The following is an 18,078-nucleotide window of genomic DNA, read 5'->3' as shown; positions in this document are numbered from 1 at the left end:
TTATGTGGGTGATCTATGTGGGAGCACTGACGGGAATCCTTGTCTTATTTTGGGCCAGCCGCAGTACAAAAGCGGATGCCAATGCGGATGCACCCGTATTCGTGCGTATCTTTTTCCGGCCGGCAGTATGGCTTTGCACCTGTTTCCAAAAACAGATTAAGGGGAGAGAAAAGGGAAAATGGCCGCAGGGAAATCCGCGTCTTCAGGAGGATATGGAAATACTGTACCCCTGGGAAACGCAGGAACGCATGCGGATATATACGGCAGAAAAAGTGAGCACCTTTCTGTTTATTGTGACCGCCGGAGCCTTTCTGGCCGCCGTTTTCTCCCTTTCCGCACATTTGGATAAAAGCCTGTCCGAGGGAGATATCCTCTACCGGAATTCTTATGGAGGAGGCACACGGCAGGTGAACCTGGAAGCCAGGGAGGAAAAAAGAAGGGAAGAGATCCAGGTTGAACTTCAGGAAAGGGAATATACCAGAAAACAGCTGGAGGATATGCTGCCCGGACTGAGGGAAGCTCTTTATAAGGAAGCTGCCGGAGAAAACCCGAGCCTGGATGAGGTTACCAAAGACCTGTATTTTCCCTCTTACATTCCGGGATATCCTTTTGAGATAACGTGGGAATGTGAAAATTACGAGCTGGTTCAGAGCGATGGAAAGGTACGGAATGAGGAAGTTGGAGAGAACGGGGAGGTGGTGGAGCTCTGTGCGGTGCTTACCTGCTATGAACAGCGATGGGAGGAATTCTTTTCCGTACGGATATGCCCGCCCGTTTTGACAGAAGAAGAACGGTTCCGAAAGCTTTTGACGGATGCGGTTATGGAAAAGGAGAAGGCCTCCCGGACAAAGGAAGGGTTTGCGCTTCCCAAACAAATAGAGAAAAGGCCTGTTCTCTGGAAGGAAAAAATACAGGACAACAGTTTCATGCTTTTTATCCTGTTTCTTGCCGCAGGCGCCTGCCTGTACCGGTTCCAGGACAGAGATCTGAAAAAGAAGAGAAAGGAAAGGGAGGAGCAGCTGCTCCTGTCATATCCGGAATTTATCAGCAAGCTTGTCCTGCTCATGGGGGCCGGGCTTCCGGTAAGGAGCGCATTTATGCGGATGGCCTCTGACTACAGAAATAAAAGAGCAGGCGGAAACGGTGTGGTTTATGTATATGAGGAATTGATGCTGGTATGCCGGGAAATGGAAAGCGGCATTACAGAAACGCAGGCTTATGAACATTTCGGGCAGCGATGCCGGTTAACCCAGTACCGTAAATGCAGCGCGCTGCTCAGCCAAAACCTGAAAAAAGGAGCTTCCGGACTTCTGGACGCACTGCAGAAGGAGTCGGAGCATGCCTTTGAGGAACGTAAAAGAAATGCAAGAGAGGCCGGCGAAAAAGCAGGGACGAAATTGCTTCTTCCCATGATGATGATGCTCGTGGTGGTAATGGTACTGATTATGGTACCGGCCTGTTTTTCCTTTGCAGGGATGTAAGTGAAAATTAAATTTTAAAATTTATCGGCCGAAAGGCGGAACGGAGGAATATATGAAAAAAATTTATTGGCGTACGGTAAACGGAGCGGTTCACATGAAAAATCGTGTCGGAGAAATTCTTAAGGGAGAAGAAGGAATGGGGACCGTGGAGGTTATATTAATCATTCTGGTGCTTATCGGACTGGTAATTATATTTAAAAACCAGCTGACCAGCCTTGTGAATTCCATTTTCGGGAAGATAACCTCCCAGGCCGGAAGTATTTAATTAAAAGGAGATATGCCGTGAAAAGTGGATACATTACGGTTTATCTGTCTCTGGTTACCGGAATCCTACTGTCTTTGCTGCTCACGGTTATGGAAGGCGTGCGGATGCATACCATCCGCACACAGACAGAATGTGTGATGGATATGGCTATGGATTCGGCTCTGGCGGAATACCACAGGGAAATACTGGAGCAGTATGATCTGTTTTTTATAGATATGTCCTATGGCGGGAGAGCCCCTTCCTTTTCCAATACCGAAGAACATATAAGAAGCTATATGAATATGAATTTCCGCCCTTTTCAGATTTTTAACATTCCCGTGGGAAAGGATTTGACCGCGTTAACGGCACAGGATGTACAGCTGCAGCAGGCGGCGGTGGCATCGGATGAAAAGGGGGCGGTATTGAGGGCGCAGGCTGTCGCTTATATGAAGGATAAATGGGGACTGAGCATTCTGGAGCAGGCGGCCGAGAATGCCGGACTGATCCAGTCCGGAGGATTTTTGGAAAGTGATGTGGAGGAAAGGCGCCTGGAAACGGAAGAGCAGGTAAAGAATGCCATACTCAATAAAGAACAGCAGGAGGATGAGGAATGGGAGGGACGGGATCAGGAGCTGCCTTCCGACGTGGTGAACCAGGCCAGAAATGAAGGGATCCTGCGCCTGGCGATTGATAACAGCTCTTCCCTGTCCTCCGCATCCATTCCTGTCGGTACCCTTTATACCGGCCGGGACATCGTTTTGGAAGGCACCGGATTAATGCAGGGAATACAAACACCTTCCGGCATTGCGGATACCTGTATATTTTTAAGATATATTATGGAAAAATGCGGAAATTACCGAAACAGGAAGGAGACTTCAGAAATCTCTTATCAGGTGGAATATCTGCTGCAGGGCAGAGACAACGATTTGGATAATCTTCGCGGAACGGCCAATAAACTGCTTCTGATACGGGAAGCAGCCAATATGGCATATCTGTACGGCGACAGCGGTAAACAGAATGAAGCCAGAGGGACGGCCCTGCTGATCACGGCCCTGCTTGGCCTGCCGGAGCTGGAGGAGGCCGTAACACAGCTGATTCTTTTTGCCTGGGGGTACGCGGAAAGCGTGAAGGATATGAGGATGCTTTTTGACGGAGAGAAAGTGCCGGTCATAAAGGATGGGGGCAGTTGGAATACCCCATACAGTCAGCTTCTCACCTTTCGCGGCCATTTATCCGAATACCCGAAGGGACAGTCAGGTCTTGGCTATGAGGACTATCTTCAGGCTCTGCTGTTTCTGATGCCGCAGGAAAAAGTAACAGGCAGGCTTATGGATATTATGGAAGCGGATATCAGGCGGACAAAAGGAAACAGCTGTTTCCGTATAGACGGATGCATAGACGGTATGCGGGCGGAAGCGGCGGTCTCCAGCGGTTATGGCTATCAATATACGATTGCAAGAAGCTATGGATATGAATAGAAGGATGAGACAGAAAAGATGAGACAGAAAAGATGAGGTTAAAAAACCAGCTTAAGAAATAAGCTGGGAAAAAGGATTAGAAATGAAAAATCAGCTGAACAGGAGGTGAGCAGGGATGCCCCCTTTGTACGAACGCCATGTAAAAAGCAACTATCAACAACACAACAGAAAGGTCATGTACTTCCGAACGCATTTTCCTCACACAAACGAAAAACTTCACACTTTTACATATCCCCTCAGGCAGACGGCAAAGGGGGTGTCCCTGCCCGCCTCCCGACAGAAACGTTCTTTGTTCCGGGATTATCAGGGTTCCATGACGGCAGAGGCGTCCCTGGCCGTACCACTCTTTTTATTTTTTATGATAAATATCCTTTCTATGACCTTGTTTTTCCATACCTTTGCACAGAATCTTGAAACCCTGCACCAGCAGGGACGTCAGCTGTCCATGCTGGCCTATGTTACGGGAGCGGAGGATGAGATGATACAGCTGGTGCGGCCGGCACGGGTTAAGCCGGTGGTCCCTGTTCTGGCGTATCCCGGTACAAACATTGTAAGCTGCTGCTATATGAGGGCATGGACAGGCTATGATGTGGAAAGAAAATTTAGTGGTGAGGAACAGGAGGAATATGTTTATATTACGGAAAACGGCACTGTTTACCACAGGGAAAGAAATTGTACGCATCTGACCCTTTCCATTGAACTGGCTGGTAAGGATGAGGTCGGACAGCTGAGGAATGAATCGGGAGGAAAATATTATCCCTGTGAAAAATGCGGCGGCGACGGCAGCAGTTTTGTTTATGTCACCGGAGAAGGAACCCGTTATCATAATACCATCACGTGCAGCGGACTTAAAAGAACCGTCATCAGCATACCGCTGTCGGAGGTAGGAGGCAGACCGCCCTGTTCCAGATGTGGATAAAGGAAGGAGAAAAAATGGCAGAAAATTTAATCTTATGCAGTTTCCTGGGAATCTGCTGCTGTTACGATTTGAAACTCAGAAAAATACCGGGATGGCTTCTGTATACCGGTATCCTTCTGGGAGCGCTTTACTGGGGGATTTTGAAAATGGCCGGACAGGTCAGCTGGGCTGCTCTGCCGGTAAGCTTGCTTCCGGGAGGCGTGATACTTTTTTACAGTTATATAACAGAAGGTAAGATTGGGATTGGCGACGGACTGCTGGTCATGCCGGCAGGGCTTATGCAGCAATGGCAGAGATGTACGGCGGAAATTATCGGCGCCTGTCTGCTCACCTTCTTTTTGGCGGCGGGATTACTGATAAGCAGAAAAGGAAACCGAAATACCCGTATCCCTTTTGCACCGTTTTTTCTGGCAGCGGTGGTTTTGGTGTGGATAATGGAGGCCTGGATCGGAGTTCCTGTGGATAAGTGAGGAAGAAGGAGCTGTATGGATAAAATGAAAAAAATGTATGATGCCTATATGACCCTGGAAGCCAGCTTCATTATGCCGCTGGCAGTCTTTCTGATTGCGGCATTGATGTATCTGTCCTTCTATCTGTATACGGTATCCTTTCTGAATCAGGCGGCATATGTATCCGCCTTCCGGGGAAGCCTGTGCGAGCCGGACAGCGGAAGAATGAAAGCGACAGCAGAGTCGGAACTGGAAAAGCTTCTGGAGGAGAGGGTGCTGCCGGTAAGGAATCTGGAAAAGCAGGTGAGGGCGTCCCCGCTGGGAGTGAACGTATCCCTGAGAGCGGAGCTTTCACTTCCCTTTCCGGGGGTACGGTTATTTACCGGGGCAGGCTGGGAGATAAAGGCGGAGAAAAAAGCCCTGAGCAGGGATGCCGTTGCTTTTATCCGCCTGGCAAGAAAGGCCGGCAATTTATGATTGACTGACGCAAAGGAGCGCAGATAGGAGAAAAGATGATAAAGCCTGAATATAAACGCGAGCTTAGCCATAGCTATCTGATTCTGGAAAATATACCGAAGGACAAAATGGACAATTATCAGTGCCGGATGATACTGAAGAATAAAATTCCCGGTCTTCTGTGCAGCAGTGAAAGATTTATAAACGGAAAGGTATGCCTGTATTATGATATCAGTTCCCGCCAATCCCTGGAACAGCTGTATGAGGCGGGTAAGATGTCTTTTGCGGAAATACTGGGAATAGTAGACGGACTTGCCCATGTACTGGAAAATATGTCCGGTTTTTTGCTGGAGGAACAAAATCTTTTGCTGGATCCCCGGTATATGTATCTGGATTTGGATACACAGCAGCTGTGCCTCCTTTATTATCCCTTTGCGGAGAAGGAAAATCCGGCCGGCAGCATTTATATGCCGGTAGCGGAGTTTTTTCTGGAGCATGTGGATCATAAGGAGGAGAAAGCAGTGAGTGCTGCTTATCAATTCTATAAAATGTCAAAGGCGGAGAGCTTCAGTATAGAGAGCTTCCGTGGTATATGGGAAAAGAACGAAGGTATCGGGCAGGAGGATACAGGACCGGCCGGCCATGCCGGAGAGGCGTTTTACGGAGATGACGGATATCCGGAGTGGGTGGCGGAAAGTGATGACCGGCAGGGACAGTTTTATGAGGAACCAGGCCTGTATACCTACAGTACAGAGAATGAAAAGCAGAAACTTTCCTTTATTGATATAGATGAAGATAATTTTACGAGGGAATATATCGACAGAGGAATAGCAGAGAAAAGAATAGCAGAAAAGAGAACGGCTGAGAAGAAAGAGAGCGAGAAGAAATCGGCAAATAAGAAAGCGTCAGGTAAGAGATCAGCAGATAAGGCAGCAGCAGAAAAAGGGATGGAGAAAAAGACGACGGGAAGGGATATTGCGGACGCTGCAGAAAGTGAGAAAAGTGCGGATAAGCTACGAAGACTTAATCTGACAGGCCTTGGATCGGCCAGTCTGGCCTTCGGAATTTTGTGTATGGTTATCTGGTATCTGCAGCCTGAAAAACTTTTAAAAACAGCCCTGTTTGGCCTGCTCGCGCTGGATGGTGTCGTTTTGCTGGTATTTTTATGGAGACTGACAGTGAGGAAAGAACCGAAAGAAGAAAAAGGAGAGGAGATGCAGGATGCAGATACATGGGAGTCCTTTGAATGGCTGTCGGAATATGGAGAAGACAGTAAGATGGTTTTTCTGGGGGAGCCTGGATGTAATCAGGGAAATTCAGGACAGCAGAAGAAAGGAAAGCCCAGGCTGAGGGGAGTGGTGGAAGGAAAGGAAGTCAGTTATCGGCTGGAGCCGCTTCCAATGATAGCGGGAAAGCTGAGAAACCGGGTTCAGCTGCTGCTCCCTGATGCATCGGTGAGCCGTATTCATGCAAGGCTTGTGGAAAAAGAAGGAAGGGTGGCATTGATGGACTTAAATTCTGCAAATGGGACTTATATCAACGGAATACGTCTGGAACAGAACGAGAGCATGGTGCTGGAAAAAGGGGATGAAATCCGGTTTGGAGATATGATTTTTCAATATGAGGAATAATCGGAACCGGAGGTGAAATAGTAAGCGGATAACTGCACAAAACGGCGAACGGTTTATTGACAAGTATGTAAGGAAGTGTTACCCTTTTGGTATTGACAAATATTGGACTAAAGGGCAGTAATGGGGGTTCCTATGGTAAAACCGCAGACTTATCGGTACCAAAACCAGAACATGAAAGAGATTCCCTGGTGCAGTGCAGTGCTTACGGCTGCAAATGTCATTATTTTTCTGGTGTGCCAATTTACAGGAGACTGGCTTTATATTAAAGGTGAATTCGGGGCTTTCTATTTAATCCGCAGCCAGGAATACTACAGATTGGTGACAGCTATGTTTCTTCATGCCGATATCAGCCATCTGGTTAATAATATGATATTGCTCTATTTTGGCGGAGAGATTGTGGAGAAAACAATTGGCAGCGTCAGATATCTTGTGCTCTTTTTTGTCTCCGGTATTTGCGGGAATCTGCTGACCGCTATTTATGAGGTTTCCACCGGAATGTATTTTAATTCTATTGGTGCGAGCGGCGCGGTTTTTGGATTGATCGGCGGCCTTCTTTATCTGGTGATTACCAGAAAAGGGTATGCGGCTCAGATATCTGTACGGCGGATGATTTTAATGATAGCTTTATCCCTGTATTCCGGCTTTCAGAGTGTTAGGGTGAATAATGCCGCTCATCTGGGCGGACTGCTCAGCGGTTTTTTGATTACATTTATATTATGCCATATCGGAAAGAATGTTGGAGAAAAGTATTATCATAGTTAAATACAGGATGCCATTCATGGCAGGAGGGAGACAGAGTCAATGAAAGATGAAGCATGTATTTTCTGTAAAATAGCAAATGGGGAAATCCCTTCCAAGACACTTTATGAGGATGAAAAATACCGTGTGATCCTTGATTTGGGACCGGCAGCAAGAGGGCATGCCCTGATTCTTCCCAAAGATCATTATGCGAATCTTTATGAGCTTCCGGATGAAGCCTGCGGGGAAGTGATGATGCTGGCTAAAAAAATGGCGGTCCGGATGACAGAAAAGCTGGGATGCAGCGGCTTTAACCTGGTTCAGAATAATGGTGAATGCGCGGGCCAGACTGTAAACCATTTTCATTTGCATCTGATTCCCCGGTATGAGGATGATAATCAGAATATTAACTGGGTTCCGGGAAAACCTGAACAGGAAGAACTGGAAGAAATCCGGAAGCTTATCTGCGAAGATTGAGAAGTATAATAAAAGGCCCGCCGCCGGGATCATTCTGAGTCAGGAGGTATTTCCTGTCAGTAAATCCGCTGCGTCGGGCTGTAAAATTCTCAGCTGTCTATTTTCTCTTGTTCATATGTTCTTCTGCAATTCCATCCAGCAATTCTGTAATCGTCTTGGTGGCGTTCATCTGCTGGCTCTTACCCATGGCATCAATATAAGTCTGACGGTTAAAATAAAGTTCCTGTACCTTCTCAATCAGAAGATCGGGGCTTAAATAATCTTCGTCAATAACCATGCTGAAGCCCTGGGCTTCAAAAGAACGGGCATTCAGGATCTGGTCTCCCCGGCTGCTTCCGGCGGAAAGCGGGATAAGCAGGTTGGGTTTCTTTAAGGCCAGCAGTTCACAGATGGCGTTGGCGCCGGCTCTGGATACTACCACATCAGCCATGGCAAAAACATCCTTCAGTTCAGATTTCAAGTATTCAAACTGGGTATAACCGGACTGGTTCAGCAGCAGGTTATCAATTTTTTCCTGGCCGCAGAGATGGACTACCTGAAAATCGTTGAGCAGCTTGGGAAGGGCTTCCCTTACGGCCTGATTGATGGAAGCTGCGCCCAAAGAGCCGCCGATTACCATGAGGACCGGTTTGTTGGCAGTGAAATGACACAATTCCAATGCGGCAAGCTTATTTCCCCTGGAAAGCTCCTCCCGGATAGGAGAACCGGTAAGTACCGCTTTTTCCGTAGGGAGGGAACGCAGGGTCTCGGGGAAATTACAGCATACCTTGGTACAAACCGGGATACACAGCTTATTGGCAAGACCGGGCGTCATGTCGGATTCGTGGATAACACAGGGGATTTTCAAAGAAGAAGCAGCTCTTACTACCGGAACAGTTACAAATCCTCCCTTGGAAAAGACAATATCCGGACAAATTTCCTTCAGGATCTTCCTGGCTTCCCCATAACCCTTAAGTACACGGAAGGGATCCGTAAAATTCTTTAAATCAAAATAGCGCCGGAACTTTCCGGTGGATATTCCATAATAGGGGATGTCATAATCCTCTATCAGCTTTTTCTCCATTCCATTATAGGAACCAATGTAGGAAATTTCATAGCCGAGCTGTAACAGCCTGGGCAGCAGGGCAATATTTGGCGTAATATGACCGGCGGTGCCGCCGCCGGTTAGAACGATTTTTTTAGACATGAACAAGCCCCCTAATGAATTGTTTAATCAGCCTTTCCCACAATGGATTCCAAAGCGATTGCCAGCTGATCCGGGCAGGAAGTGGGCTTGAAACCGCATTTTATTCCTTTCAGGCGGGAAATGGCATCTTCTGCAGACATTCCTTCCACCAGTTTGGAGATACCCTGCAGGTTGCCGTTGCAGCCGCCTGTAAATATCACCGATTTGATTACATTGCCGTCCATTTCAATATCAATGGAACTGGAACAGGTACCCTTAGTTCTGTATTTCATAATAAAACCTCCAATAATACTTATAAATTCAATACACGAATTATATCAAAAAACATCCTTTGTTACCAGTATTTTCACAATTATTCCATGATTATGGCAGAAAGGCACGGAATTTTCCGATCGATTTGCGGCCTGTCCGTATTGTGGCGGACGGTTCAATCTCCTATAATACTATTCACAAAGGAACCGTAATGGAACCGCTGATCATGGGACAGACGTCTCTTAAGAACAGCAGATTGGAGGAAAATATGACTTCATTTATGGAAAATAAAGAACTGGTGGCTATGACAATTATATTGCTATTATTAAGCATATTATGCAAGTTTATTACAGGAATTTTTTTAAATTCCCTGATAAAAGAGGCGGAAAATATGTCGGCCACGGAAAACAAGATACTAAAACAGTGTAAAATCAAGTTCAGGAACTGTTATAAGCTCAATGACGGAGTACCTAATATTCCTGTGTTTGTGGACAAGTTTATCAACCGGATCCAGATAGGAAAGTTTTCTATGGACGGTCTGTCACATTTTGCAGGACAGCTGATGATGCTGTCGGTATTCTTCGCAGGTGCGGGGGCCTGCAAGGGAATTATAGACGGAAAAACTCTCGGAGAGATCCTTCCCTTCTATTTAATGAGCTTCCTCGGACTGTATTTATACTTCAGTGTATCCGGGATGGTTGACCTGAACGGAAAAAGGGCCGCGCTGAAAACCAGTCTGACAGATTATCTGGAGAACCATATGGCGGTGAGGCTTTCGGTACTGGATGAAACAGAGAGTCTGATAAACGGAGAGGTACCGGCCCCGAGAGCGGAAAAGGGCAGAAAGCAGGCTTCCGTTAATGCGGCTGAAATCGCGGAAGTTTCAGCACCTGTAAAAAAGGAGCGGGTAAAGGGAATACCTATTCAGGAGAAAAGCCTGGCCGAGGAGCAGCTTGAGGAACAGGTCTTTACGAAAAACCAGGAGAAGGAACTGGAGGAGCTTCTTAAAGAATTCTTTGCATGACTTTAAAGTTTCAGTTCCCCCCTGCCTGCAGGTTTCAGTTTCCCCCTGCCCTGTGCATCGTGTCTGCCGCCAGCCGGTCCGCCTTCCCTCTGCGAAGGAACTGGGGCGAGGGAACCGCAAAGGAACTATATCATAAAAACTCTTGAAATTAAAAAACAACTTTGCTACACTAAGAACGGATAAAGAGCCAAATTGCAGAATTTTGCGATGAAAGCCGGTTATATCTATTGGTTTGCTGCATATGGGCAGCAGAATTGGAGGAAAAACGGATGAGCAAAGTAACTTTTGATTATTCAAAAGCAGCGCCTTTTATCGGTGCGCATGAAGTAGATTTTATGAAAAAACAAGTAATGGATGCCAAAGACCTTCTGGTTTCCAAGACCGGTGCGGGAAATGATTTCCTGGGATGGATTGACCTGCCGGTGGATTATGATAAGGAAGAGTTTGACAGGATTAAAAAGGCGGCGGCTAAGATCCAGAGCGATTCCGAAGTGCTTCTGGTTATCGGAATCGGAGGTTCTTATCTGGGAGCCAGAGCAGCAATTGAATTCTTAAGACACAGCTTCTATAACTGCGTAAGCAAAGAGATCAGGAAGACTCCTGAAATCTATTTTGTTGGAAATTCCATCAGCTCCACTTATATCAGACATCTGATCGATGTAATCGGCGACAGGGATTTTTCCATTAATATGATTTCCAAATCCGGTACCACAACTGAGCCGGCCATTGCTTTCCGTGTATTTAAGGAAATGATGGAAAAGAAGTATGGAAAAAAAGAAGCGGCGGGCAGAATTTACGCTACCACAGACCGTGCAAAGGGATCCCTGAAGGGACTGGCTACGGAAGAAGGCTATGAAAGCTTTGTGGTTCCGGACGATGTGGGAGGACGTTTCTCCGTACTTACGGCTGTCGGCCTGCTTCCTATTGCAGTGAGCGGAGCGGATATCGACAAGCTGATGGAAGGCGCTGCAGACGGACGCAAAAAGGCTATGGAAGCAGCATTTGAGGATAACGATGCTCTGAAATATGCGGCAGTACGCAATATCCTTCACAGAAAAGGAAAAGAGGTTGAAATCCTGGCTAATTATGAGCCCAGTGTACATTATGTATCAGAGTGGTGGAAACAGCTGTACGGTGAAAGCGAAGGAAAGGATCAAAAGGGAATTTTCCCGGCAAGCGTTGATTTGACAACGGATCTGCACTCTATGGGACAGTTCATCCAGGACGGCGCCCGTATTATGTTTGAAACCGTAATCAATGTGGAAACCTCTAGAGAGGAAATCATCATCAATGAAGAGCCCGTTGATCTGGATGGCCTGAACTATCTGGCAGGAAAGAATGTGGACTTCGTAAATAAGAGCGCCATGAACGGAACGATTCTCGCTCATACGGACGGACAGGTTCCCAATCTGATGATCAATGTTCCTGAGGTAAATGAATTTTATCTGGGACAGCTGTTCTATTTCTTCGAGTTTGCATGTGGCGTGAGCGGATATCTGCTTGGTGTGAATCCGTTTAACCAGCCTGGTGTGGAAAGCTACAAGAAAAATATGTTTGCACTGCTCGGCAAGCCGGGTTATGAAGCGCAGAGAGAAGAACTGCTGAAGAGACTGTAATCTGGCAGGGGATATTATAAAAAGAAGCTGCTGTAAATAGAATATATAGTTCCCGGAAAAGAGAAACGGAAGGATTAGGCCGAATAGAGGCAGAATTCTTCCGTTTTCTAATTGGGGAAAACCAGTCTTGTATTAAAAAGCAGTATTGTATTGCTGTTATGAGATAAATAAGTTACAATTTGGATATATAGAATTATGGTGTACTTGAAAAATTTTCTGCAGAAGGCGCGGAATTATTTTTCAGGCATACTCTGATAGAGAATCAGCCGTTTAGGGCTGTAAGGGACGGAAATGAGGTAGCAGAATTATGATTGGTATGATTCAGGATATATCAACCATGCATGATGTTTTGCATGAGTCAAAGACGGGATTATGGATTATTGAGATTGAGGACGGCAGACAGCCCCGAATGTTTGCGGATCAGACCATGATGGAGCTTCTGGGCCTGAAGACGGTGGTGACGCCTGAAAAATGTTATGAACATTGGTATGAGAGAATTGCCGGGGAATATTATCCGGTGGTCAATGCCTGTGTGGAAGAGATGGTGAAAACAGGGCGTGCGGAGGTGCAGTATCCCTGGTACCATCCGGATTTGGGAAAAATCTATATACGCTGCGGCGGTGTTGCCGACAGGACCTACAGTAAGGGGATGCGTCTGAGGGGGTATCATCAGAATGTGACGGATACTACGGTCATGCGCCGGGAGAAGGAAAAGCTGGAGGAACTGAATCAGGAAATTGTGGGTTCTCTGTATAACCTTTTCTTCGCTGTATACCGGATTGATATTGAGAAAGGCACTATCTGCGCCATACGTGTCCCCGGAGATGTGCAGGAAATCCCCCAGGGAGATTTTCCCTATGAGAGCTTCTGGAATGATTATGCCAGCCAGAATTTTCATCCTGATTACATTGAGGAAATAAGGGAAGAGCTTTCCATAGCTCATTTCCGCAGTCTGATGGCGGAAGGAAATGAGAGATATGCGGTGGAGAGCCTCCGTAAGGTGGATGGGGAATATCATTCCATATCCTGCAACGTCTATCTGGGAGGAAAGAAAAGCTGGGTGCTTCTGGCCCTCCAGGATTTGCATGAGCAGAAGAAAAAGGATGAAGAAAGCAGAAGAGCGCTGAAAGAAGCTTATGAGATGGCTCAAAAAGCCAATGAGGCCAAAAGTGATTTTCTCTCCAAAATGTCACATGATATCAGGACTCCGCTTAATGCGGTACTTGGAATGACGGAACTGGCACGGCTTCATATGGATGACCGGGAAAAGCTGGAGAATGCGCTGGATAAAATTTCTTCCTCCAGCCAGCTGCTGCTTGGCCTTGTGAATGAGGTTCTGGATATGAGCCGGATTGAAACCGGTAATTACGAGCTGCAGGACGGCAGGTTTGATCTTGATAATCTGATTGAGGAGCTGATATGTCTCATTATGCCTCAGGCCGAAGTGAGAAAGCAGAAAATTCATCTGGAAAAGAAGGATCTTACACACGTCAGGGTAATCGGTGATAATTCCAGAATCAATCAGATATTCATGAATATCATGAGCAATGCCTGTAAGTATACGCCCGAAGGAGGCGATATATATATTACGGTTTCCGAACTCCCTTCAGGGAATAAGGAAGTGGGGCGTTATCAATTTGTCTTCCGGGATACGGGGATCGGTATGAGCGAGGAGTTTCTCCAGCATATTTTTGAGCCTTTCAGCAGGGCGAATGATTCCCGGATCAGTAAAATCAGCGGAACGGGCCTGGGGATGGTGATCACGCAGAGCCTGGTGCAGATGATGGGGGGAGAAATTACCGTAAAAAGCCGTCTGGGGGAAGGAAGCTGTTTTACCGTGGTAATAGGGCTGAAGCTTCAGATGGATGAGGCGGAGGAAGAGAGCCTTCCGGATATCCAGGAGGTGGATTGCAGCGGCGCCCATATATTGCTGGTGGAGGATAATGAAATCAACCGGGAAATTGCGGCGGAGATGCTGCAGATGACAGGGGCTGTAATAGATACGGCGGAGAATGGGCAGGAGGCGTTCGAGAGGTTTCTGGATTCTCCCACCGGTTATTATCAGATGATTTTCATGGATATCCAGATGCCGGTTATGAATGGTTATGATTGTGTGAAGGCGATCCGAAGCTCTGGCAGAGGGGATGCGGAAAGCGTACCGGTAATTGCCATGACTGCGAATGCTTTTGCTGAGGATGTGATTATGTCGGCTCAGGCAGGTATGAATGAGCATCTGGCGAAGCCTATTAAGTCCAGCCAGCTGGCGGAGATCCTGCAGAAGTGGGTGATCCGCAGATCATAGTATTGTGTTAGTTTGGAATAGGATTAAGCTAGATTTCCCAATAGCCCTTGGATATAATGAAGAAAAAATACAGTAATTTACTCAAACTTCGCCCATGCCTCGGTCCCCTCCGTCCCGTTCCTTCGGGGCTGCTGTCCGGTTCGGATTCCCCTCCTTCCCGCTGCCGGCCAGGCAGGGATCCTTGCAGGGGACACTCTCGCTCGGATAAACACGCAGCGGTACTAAGGCCGCAAAGGACGCGGCCTTAGTACCGGCGAGTTTATACGCCCCTTACAGGAAAACCCTGCATAGCCGGCAGCGGGAAGGAGGGGAATCCGAACCGGACAGCAGCCCCGAAGGAACGGGACGGAGGGGACAGGGACATGGGCGAAGTTTGAGAAATTACCACTAAGAAGAACAACGGAGGGTTACAGCATGGAACAATTAGTTAAGCTGCCTGTGAGGCCTGCGGCGGACAGCAGAAATATCATTCAGGGAGAGAATTACCGTATTACAATGCTCACAGAGGGGCTGGTCCGCCTGGAATACAGTGAAGATGGTATTTTTGAGGATCGGGCCACACAGACTGTTATCAACAGAGATTTTCCCGCAGTGGATTATCAGGTGAAGGAAACTCCGGAGGAGCTGGAAATCCTGACATGGCGGTTCCGGCTTACCTATGATAAAAAAGAATTTAATCCCCGGGGGCTTCGGATTCATGTGACGGGGAATACCGGTTCGGGAAATGATGTATGGCATTACGGGGATCCTGTCCATGATCTGAAAGGTACGGCCAGAACCCTGGATACCATTGACGGCGCCTGTGAACTGGGTTCCGGTCTGGTTTCCAGAGACGGCTTTACGGTTCTGGATGATTCCGCCTCGCTGATCCTGACCGAGGAAGGCTGGGTAAGTCCCAGGAAAAAGGGGATAAAGGATATTTATTTCTGGGGATATGGCCTGGACTTTTTGGAATGTCTGAAGGATTTTTATTATCTTTGCGGCAAGACACCCATGCTTCCCAGGTATGCTTTGGGCAACTGGTGGAGCCGTTATTATGAATATACCGAGGAAAGCTATCTGGAGCTGATGCACCGTTTTGATGAGGAAGGGATTCCTTTTACCGTTGCCGTTATCGATATGGACTGGCATCTGGTGAATATCGATCCTAAATATGGCACCGGCTGGACCGGCTATACATGGAATAAAGAATTTTTCCCGGATCCTAAAAGGTTTATGGATCACCTCCATGAGAGAGGAATGCGGGTTACGTTGAATGTACATCCGGCGGATGGTATCCGGGCTCATGAGGAAATGTATGAGGCTATGGCCAGAGAGCTGGGAAAGGATATTTCCAGGGAAGAACCGGTTTCCTTTGAAATAACGAATCCTGCATTTCTTTCGGCTTATTTCAAATATGCCCATCATCCCAATGAGGAAAAGGGTGTGGATTTCTGGTGGCTTGACTGGCAGCAGGGCGGCATCACCAAAATGGAAGGATTGGATCCTCTGTGGATGCTGAACCATTTTCATTTTCTGGACAGTGCGAGGAACGGAAAACGCCCGATGACCTTTTCCCGCTATGCAGGTCCCGGCTCTCACAGATATCCGATAGGTTTTTCCGGAGATACGGTGGTAACCTGGGAATCTCTTAGATTCCAGCCTTATTTTACCAGTACGGCCTCTAATATTGGCTATGGCTGGTGGAGCCATGATATCGGCGGACATATGAATGGCTTTAAGGATGATGAAATGGCCGGCCGCTGGTTCCAGCTCGGAGCCTTTTCTCCGATAAACAGGCTTCACAGTACCAAAAATGAATTTAACGGTAAGGAGCCCTGGCGTTACAAACAGGAGATCCGCAGCATGATGGGTGAATTCCTCCGCCTGCGCCATAAGCTGCTTCCTTATTTGTACACCATGAATTACAGGGCCCATGCCCAGGATATTCCTCTGATTCTGCCCATGTATTATAAGAATGCCAGATCCCAGGAGGCTTATCAGGTGCCCAATGAATTTTATTTCGGATCCCAGCTGATCGCAGCGCCGATCACCTCCCCGCGCCTGCCTTCTCTGAATATGGCAAAGGAGAAGGTATGGCTTCCGGAAGGTGTGTATGTGGACTTCTTCCGCGGAGTTATTTATGAAGGCGGCAGGATGATGGATATGTACAGGGATATTGACACCCTGCCTGTTTTTGCAAAAGCCGGTTCCATCATTCCCATGACGGAAGAAATCGATGCAAACAGCGCGGCGGGCAATCCGGCTTCCTTTATCCTGAAGGCTTATGCCGGTGCGGACGGAAGCTTTACCATGTATGAGGATGACAATGAAACCTGTGATTATGAGAAGGGTATCTGTGTAACCACCCGGTTTGATCTGCAGTGGGAGAACGAACAGTCCTTTACCATTTATCCTGCCCGGGGAGAGCTTTCCCTGATTCCTGTGCAGAGAGCTTATACCATTGAACTGTACGGCTGTACGGAAAGTGAAGTTGATTGCTGCCTTGCAGGCGCGGCTATGGAAGTGCAGACGAGCTACGACAGCAGCAGGAACTGTCTGCGCATCGAGCTTCCTGCGGTGTCGGTGACGGAGGAGATTTCCGTAAGCTTCCGGAAGAAACTTACATTGGCTGAAAATAATGTGGAAAAGCTGATCTATGATTTCCTGGATCAGGCAGAAATCGCATTTGATATTAAAACGAGGATTTATAAGCTGGTATGCAGCGGCAGGGCGCCTTATATTATCATAGGAGAACTGCAGTGCATGGGTCTGTCCGAGGATCTTGTGAAATGCATTACTGAAATTCTGACGGCAAAATAGAAGGGCCGGATTTGGCAGAACGCTTTAGAGAAAGCAGAGAAAGGGGGTGCGCCATACATTGAATATCGTGGTTTTGGACAGAAGCAGTGTAGGTGAAGATGTTTCTGTGGAGCCTTTGAGGAAATATGGGAATGTTACCTTTCATATGACTACAAGGGATGAGGAGGCTGCGGATCGGGTAAAAGACGCGGATATTATTGTGGTAAATAAGACGCCTATGAATGCCTGTACTTTGGAAGGCGCATCCCATTTGAAGCTGGTTTGTGAGTTTGCCACGGGTTACGATAATGTGGATTTGGAATACTGCCGGAAACGCGGGATCCCGGTGGTGAATGTGGTAAATTATTCCACTGCTGCGGTAGCCCAGCATACGATAGCCTGTGTTCTTTACATCCTGGAAAAGCTGCGGTATTATGACGATTATGTGAAAACAGGCATTTATGCCTCCCAGCCCCGTTTTTCCCATTTCGGCCTTCCTTATTATGAACTGGACGGCAAGACCTGGGGGATTGTGGGGATGGGGAATATAGGCAGAAGGACAGCCGCCATCGCGGCCGCCTTTGGATGCCGGGTGATTTATTTTTCCACATCAGGAAAGAGCAGCTGCGGGGAATATACACGGGTGGACTTTGATACCCTGCTGAAGGAATCCGATGTGATCACTCTGCACTGTCCCTTAAATGACAGAACAAGGAACCTGATTGACTGGGATGCCCTTGAAAAAATGAAAAAAACGGCTGTCCTGGTAAACGTGGCCAGGGGAGCCGTAGTGAATGAGGCCGACCTGTGCCGTGCGCTTAAGGAGGATCAGATTATGGGTGCCGGGATTGATGTTTTGAGCCAGGAACCCATAAATCCGGATAATCCTCTTCTGCAGATCCGGGACAGCAGCCGTCTGCTGATCACGCCTCATATGGCATGGGCCAGTGTGGAGGCGCGTACCCGTGTGGTGACGGAGACCTGTAAAAATATCGAAGCATTCCTGCGGGGAGAACCGCGGAATGTATTAAATCCTTAGAAAAC

At 47.5% G+C, this 18,078-nt stretch carries 16 protein-coding genes; 14 read left to right on the top strand and 2 right to left on the bottom strand.

The window, feature by feature from the left end; genetic code table 11:
• Positions 1-2: 2 nt before the first annotated feature.
• The 9 genes from BLA28_RS05885 to BLA28_RS05845 all read left to right on the top strand — a co-directional run bounded on the left by BLA28_RS05885 (position 3) and on the right by BLA28_RS05845 (position 7,873).
• Positions 3-1,481 (top strand): type II secretion system F family protein, encoded by a 1,479-nt coding sequence (locus tag BLA28_RS05885; protein ID WP_069156410.1) that lies wholly within the window; start codon positions 3-5, stop codon positions 1,479-1,481.
• A 94-nt stretch (positions 1,482-1,575) separates the two neighbouring features.
• On the top strand, positions 1,576-1,746 hold the full coding sequence (locus BLA28_RS05880) for a Flp1 family type IVb pilin (protein WP_071698993.1): 171 nt from the start codon (positions 1,576-1,578) through the stop codon (positions 1,744-1,746).
• A gap of 17 nt (positions 1,747-1,763) precedes the next feature.
• Positions 1,764-3,203: a DUF5702 domain-containing protein gene (locus BLA28_RS05875; protein WP_069156409.1), complete on the top strand. Its 1,440-nt coding sequence runs from the start codon at positions 1,764-1,766 to the stop codon at positions 3,201-3,203.
• A 115-nt stretch (positions 3,204-3,318) separates the two neighbouring features.
• A complete protein-coding gene (locus tag BLA28_RS05870) occupies positions 3,319-4,122 on the top strand; it encodes a hypothetical protein (RefSeq protein WP_050018580.1) in 804 nt (267 codons plus the stop codon).
• Between the two features lie 14 nt (positions 4,123-4,136).
• Positions 4,137-4,592 carry a prepilin peptidase gene (locus BLA28_RS05865; RefSeq protein ID WP_169897205.1) on the top strand — a complete coding sequence of 152 codons (456 nt, stop codon included), beginning with the start codon at positions 4,137-4,139 and terminating at the stop codon, positions 4,590-4,592.
• A gap of 15 nt (positions 4,593-4,607) precedes the next feature.
• On the top strand, positions 4,608-5,048 hold the full coding sequence (locus tag BLA28_RS05860) for a hypothetical protein (protein WP_009256521.1): 441 nt from the start codon (positions 4,608-4,610) through the stop codon (positions 5,046-5,048).
• Between the two features lie 35 nt (positions 5,049-5,083).
• On the top strand, positions 5,084-6,658 hold the full coding sequence (locus tag BLA28_RS05855; protein ID WP_069156406.1) for a DUF6382 domain-containing protein: 1,575 nt from the start codon (positions 5,084-5,086) through the stop codon (positions 6,656-6,658).
• Positions 6,659-6,790: 132 nt separating this feature from the next.
• Positions 6,791-7,420 carry a rhomboid family intramembrane serine protease gene (locus BLA28_RS05850; protein WP_069156647.1) on the top strand — a complete coding sequence of 210 codons (630 nt, stop codon included), beginning with the start codon at positions 6,791-6,793 and terminating at the stop codon, positions 7,418-7,420.
• 39 nt (positions 7,421-7,459) lie between these two features.
• Positions 7,460-7,873 carry an HIT family protein gene (locus BLA28_RS05845; protein ID WP_009256524.1) on the top strand — a complete coding sequence of 138 codons (414 nt, stop codon included), beginning with the start codon at positions 7,460-7,462 and terminating at the stop codon, positions 7,871-7,873.
• Positions 7,874-7,970: 97 nt separating this feature from the next.
• Here the strand turns inward: BLA28_RS05845 and BLA28_RS05840 are convergent, their stop codons facing one another.
• Both BLA28_RS05840 and BLA28_RS05835 read right to left on the bottom strand, forming a co-directional pair.
• The gene (locus BLA28_RS05840; RefSeq protein ID WP_044966033.1) at positions 7,971-9,059 is read right to left on the bottom strand and encodes an undecaprenyldiphospho-muramoylpentapeptide beta-N-acetylglucosaminyltransferase; all 1,089 of its coding nucleotides are present in this window, start codon (positions 9,057-9,059) and stop codon (positions 7,971-7,973) included.
• 23 nt (positions 9,060-9,082) lie between these two features.
• Entirely contained in the window at positions 9,083-9,331 is a 249-nt protein-coding gene (locus BLA28_RS05835) for a TIGR03905 family TSCPD domain-containing protein (protein ID WP_009256526.1), read from the bottom strand.
• Between the two features lie 191 nt (positions 9,332-9,522).
• Here BLA28_RS05835 and BLA28_RS05830 point away from each other — a divergent pair, with 191 nt between their 5' ends.
• From BLA28_RS05830 to BLA28_RS05810, 5 genes are all read left to right on the top strand, one after another.
• Complete coding sequence (locus BLA28_RS05830; RefSeq protein ID WP_044966036.1) at positions 9,523-10,335, top strand: hypothetical protein; 813 nt, start codon at positions 9,523-9,525, stop codon at positions 10,333-10,335.
• Positions 10,336-10,604: 269 nt separating this feature from the next.
• Positions 10,605-11,951 (top strand): glucose-6-phosphate isomerase, encoded by a 1,347-nt coding sequence (locus BLA28_RS05825; protein WP_044966038.1) that lies wholly within the window; start codon positions 10,605-10,607, stop codon positions 11,949-11,951.
• A gap of 307 nt (positions 11,952-12,258) precedes the next feature.
• Positions 12,259-14,253: an ATP-binding response regulator gene (locus BLA28_RS05820; RefSeq protein ID WP_069156405.1), complete on the top strand. Its 1,995-nt coding sequence runs from the start codon at positions 12,259-12,261 to the stop codon at positions 14,251-14,253.
• Between the two features lie 414 nt (positions 14,254-14,667).
• Positions 14,668-17,055: a glycoside hydrolase family 31 protein gene (locus BLA28_RS05815; RefSeq protein WP_069156404.1), complete on the top strand. Its 2,388-nt coding sequence runs from the start codon at positions 14,668-14,670 to the stop codon at positions 17,053-17,055.
• Positions 17,056-17,113: 58 nt separating this feature from the next.
• Positions 17,114-18,073, top strand: a complete 960-nt coding sequence (locus BLA28_RS05810) for a D-2-hydroxyacid dehydrogenase (RefSeq protein ID WP_069156403.1) — start codon at positions 17,114-17,116, stop codon at positions 18,071-18,073.
• The last annotated feature ends 5 nt before the right edge of the window (positions 18,074-18,078 follow it).

Source organism: Eisenbergiella tayi (genome assembly GCF_001881565.1).
Classification (GTDB): domain Bacteria; phylum Bacillota; class Clostridia; order Lachnospirales; family Lachnospiraceae; genus Eisenbergiella; species Eisenbergiella tayi.
The sequence above is the reverse complement of the archived record's forward strand: the minus strand, read 5'-3'. Positions and strand labels throughout refer to the sequence as shown.

Excerpts from the sequence above, each read along its gene's own strand:
- BLA28_RS05830 (WP_044966036.1), top strand. The coding sequence starts at position 9,523 with ATGGAACCGCTGATCATGGGACAGACGTCTCTTAAGAACAGCAGATTG.
- BLA28_RS05865 (WP_169897205.1), top strand. The coding sequence starts at position 4,137 with ATGGCAGAAAATTTAATCTTATGCAGTTTCCTGGGAATCTGCTGCTGT.
- BLA28_RS05855 (WP_069156406.1), top strand. The coding sequence starts at position 5,084 with ATGATAAAGCCTGAATATAAACGCGAGCTTAGCCATAGCTATCTGATT.
- BLA28_RS05850 (WP_069156647.1), top strand. The coding sequence starts at position 6,791 with ATGGTAAAACCGCAGACTTATCGGTACCAAAACCAGAACATGAAAGAG.
- BLA28_RS05870 (WP_050018580.1), top strand. The coding sequence starts at position 3,319 with ATGCCCCCTTTGTACGAACGCCATGTAAAAAGCAACTATCAACAACAC.
- BLA28_RS05815 (WP_069156404.1), top strand. The coding sequence starts at position 14,668 with ATGGAACAATTAGTTAAGCTGCCTGTGAGGCCTGCGGCGGACAGCAGA.
- BLA28_RS05845 (WP_009256524.1), top strand. The coding sequence starts at position 7,460 with ATGAAAGATGAAGCATGTATTTTCTGTAAAATAGCAAATGGGGAAATC.
- BLA28_RS05885 (WP_069156410.1), top strand. The coding sequence starts at position 3 with ATGTGGGTGATCTATGTGGGAGCACTGACGGGAATCCTTGTCTTATTT.
- BLA28_RS05860 (WP_009256521.1), top strand. The coding sequence starts at position 4,608 with ATGGATAAAATGAAAAAAATGTATGATGCCTATATGACCCTGGAAGCC.
- BLA28_RS05840 (WP_044966033.1), bottom strand. The coding sequence starts at position 9,059 with ATGTCTAAAAAAATCGTTCTAACCGGCGGCGGCACCGCCGGTCATATT.
- BLA28_RS05835 (WP_009256526.1), bottom strand. The coding sequence starts at position 9,331 with ATGAAATACAGAACTAAGGGTACCTGTTCCAGTTCCATTGATATTGAA.
- BLA28_RS05820 (WP_069156405.1), top strand. The coding sequence starts at position 12,259 with ATGATTGGTATGATTCAGGATATATCAACCATGCATGATGTTTTGCAT.
- BLA28_RS05825 (WP_044966038.1), top strand. The coding sequence starts at position 10,605 with ATGAGCAAAGTAACTTTTGATTATTCAAAAGCAGCGCCTTTTATCGGT.
- BLA28_RS05880 (WP_071698993.1), top strand. The coding sequence starts at position 1,576 with ATGAAAAATCGTGTCGGAGAAATTCTTAAGGGAGAAGAAGGAATGGGG.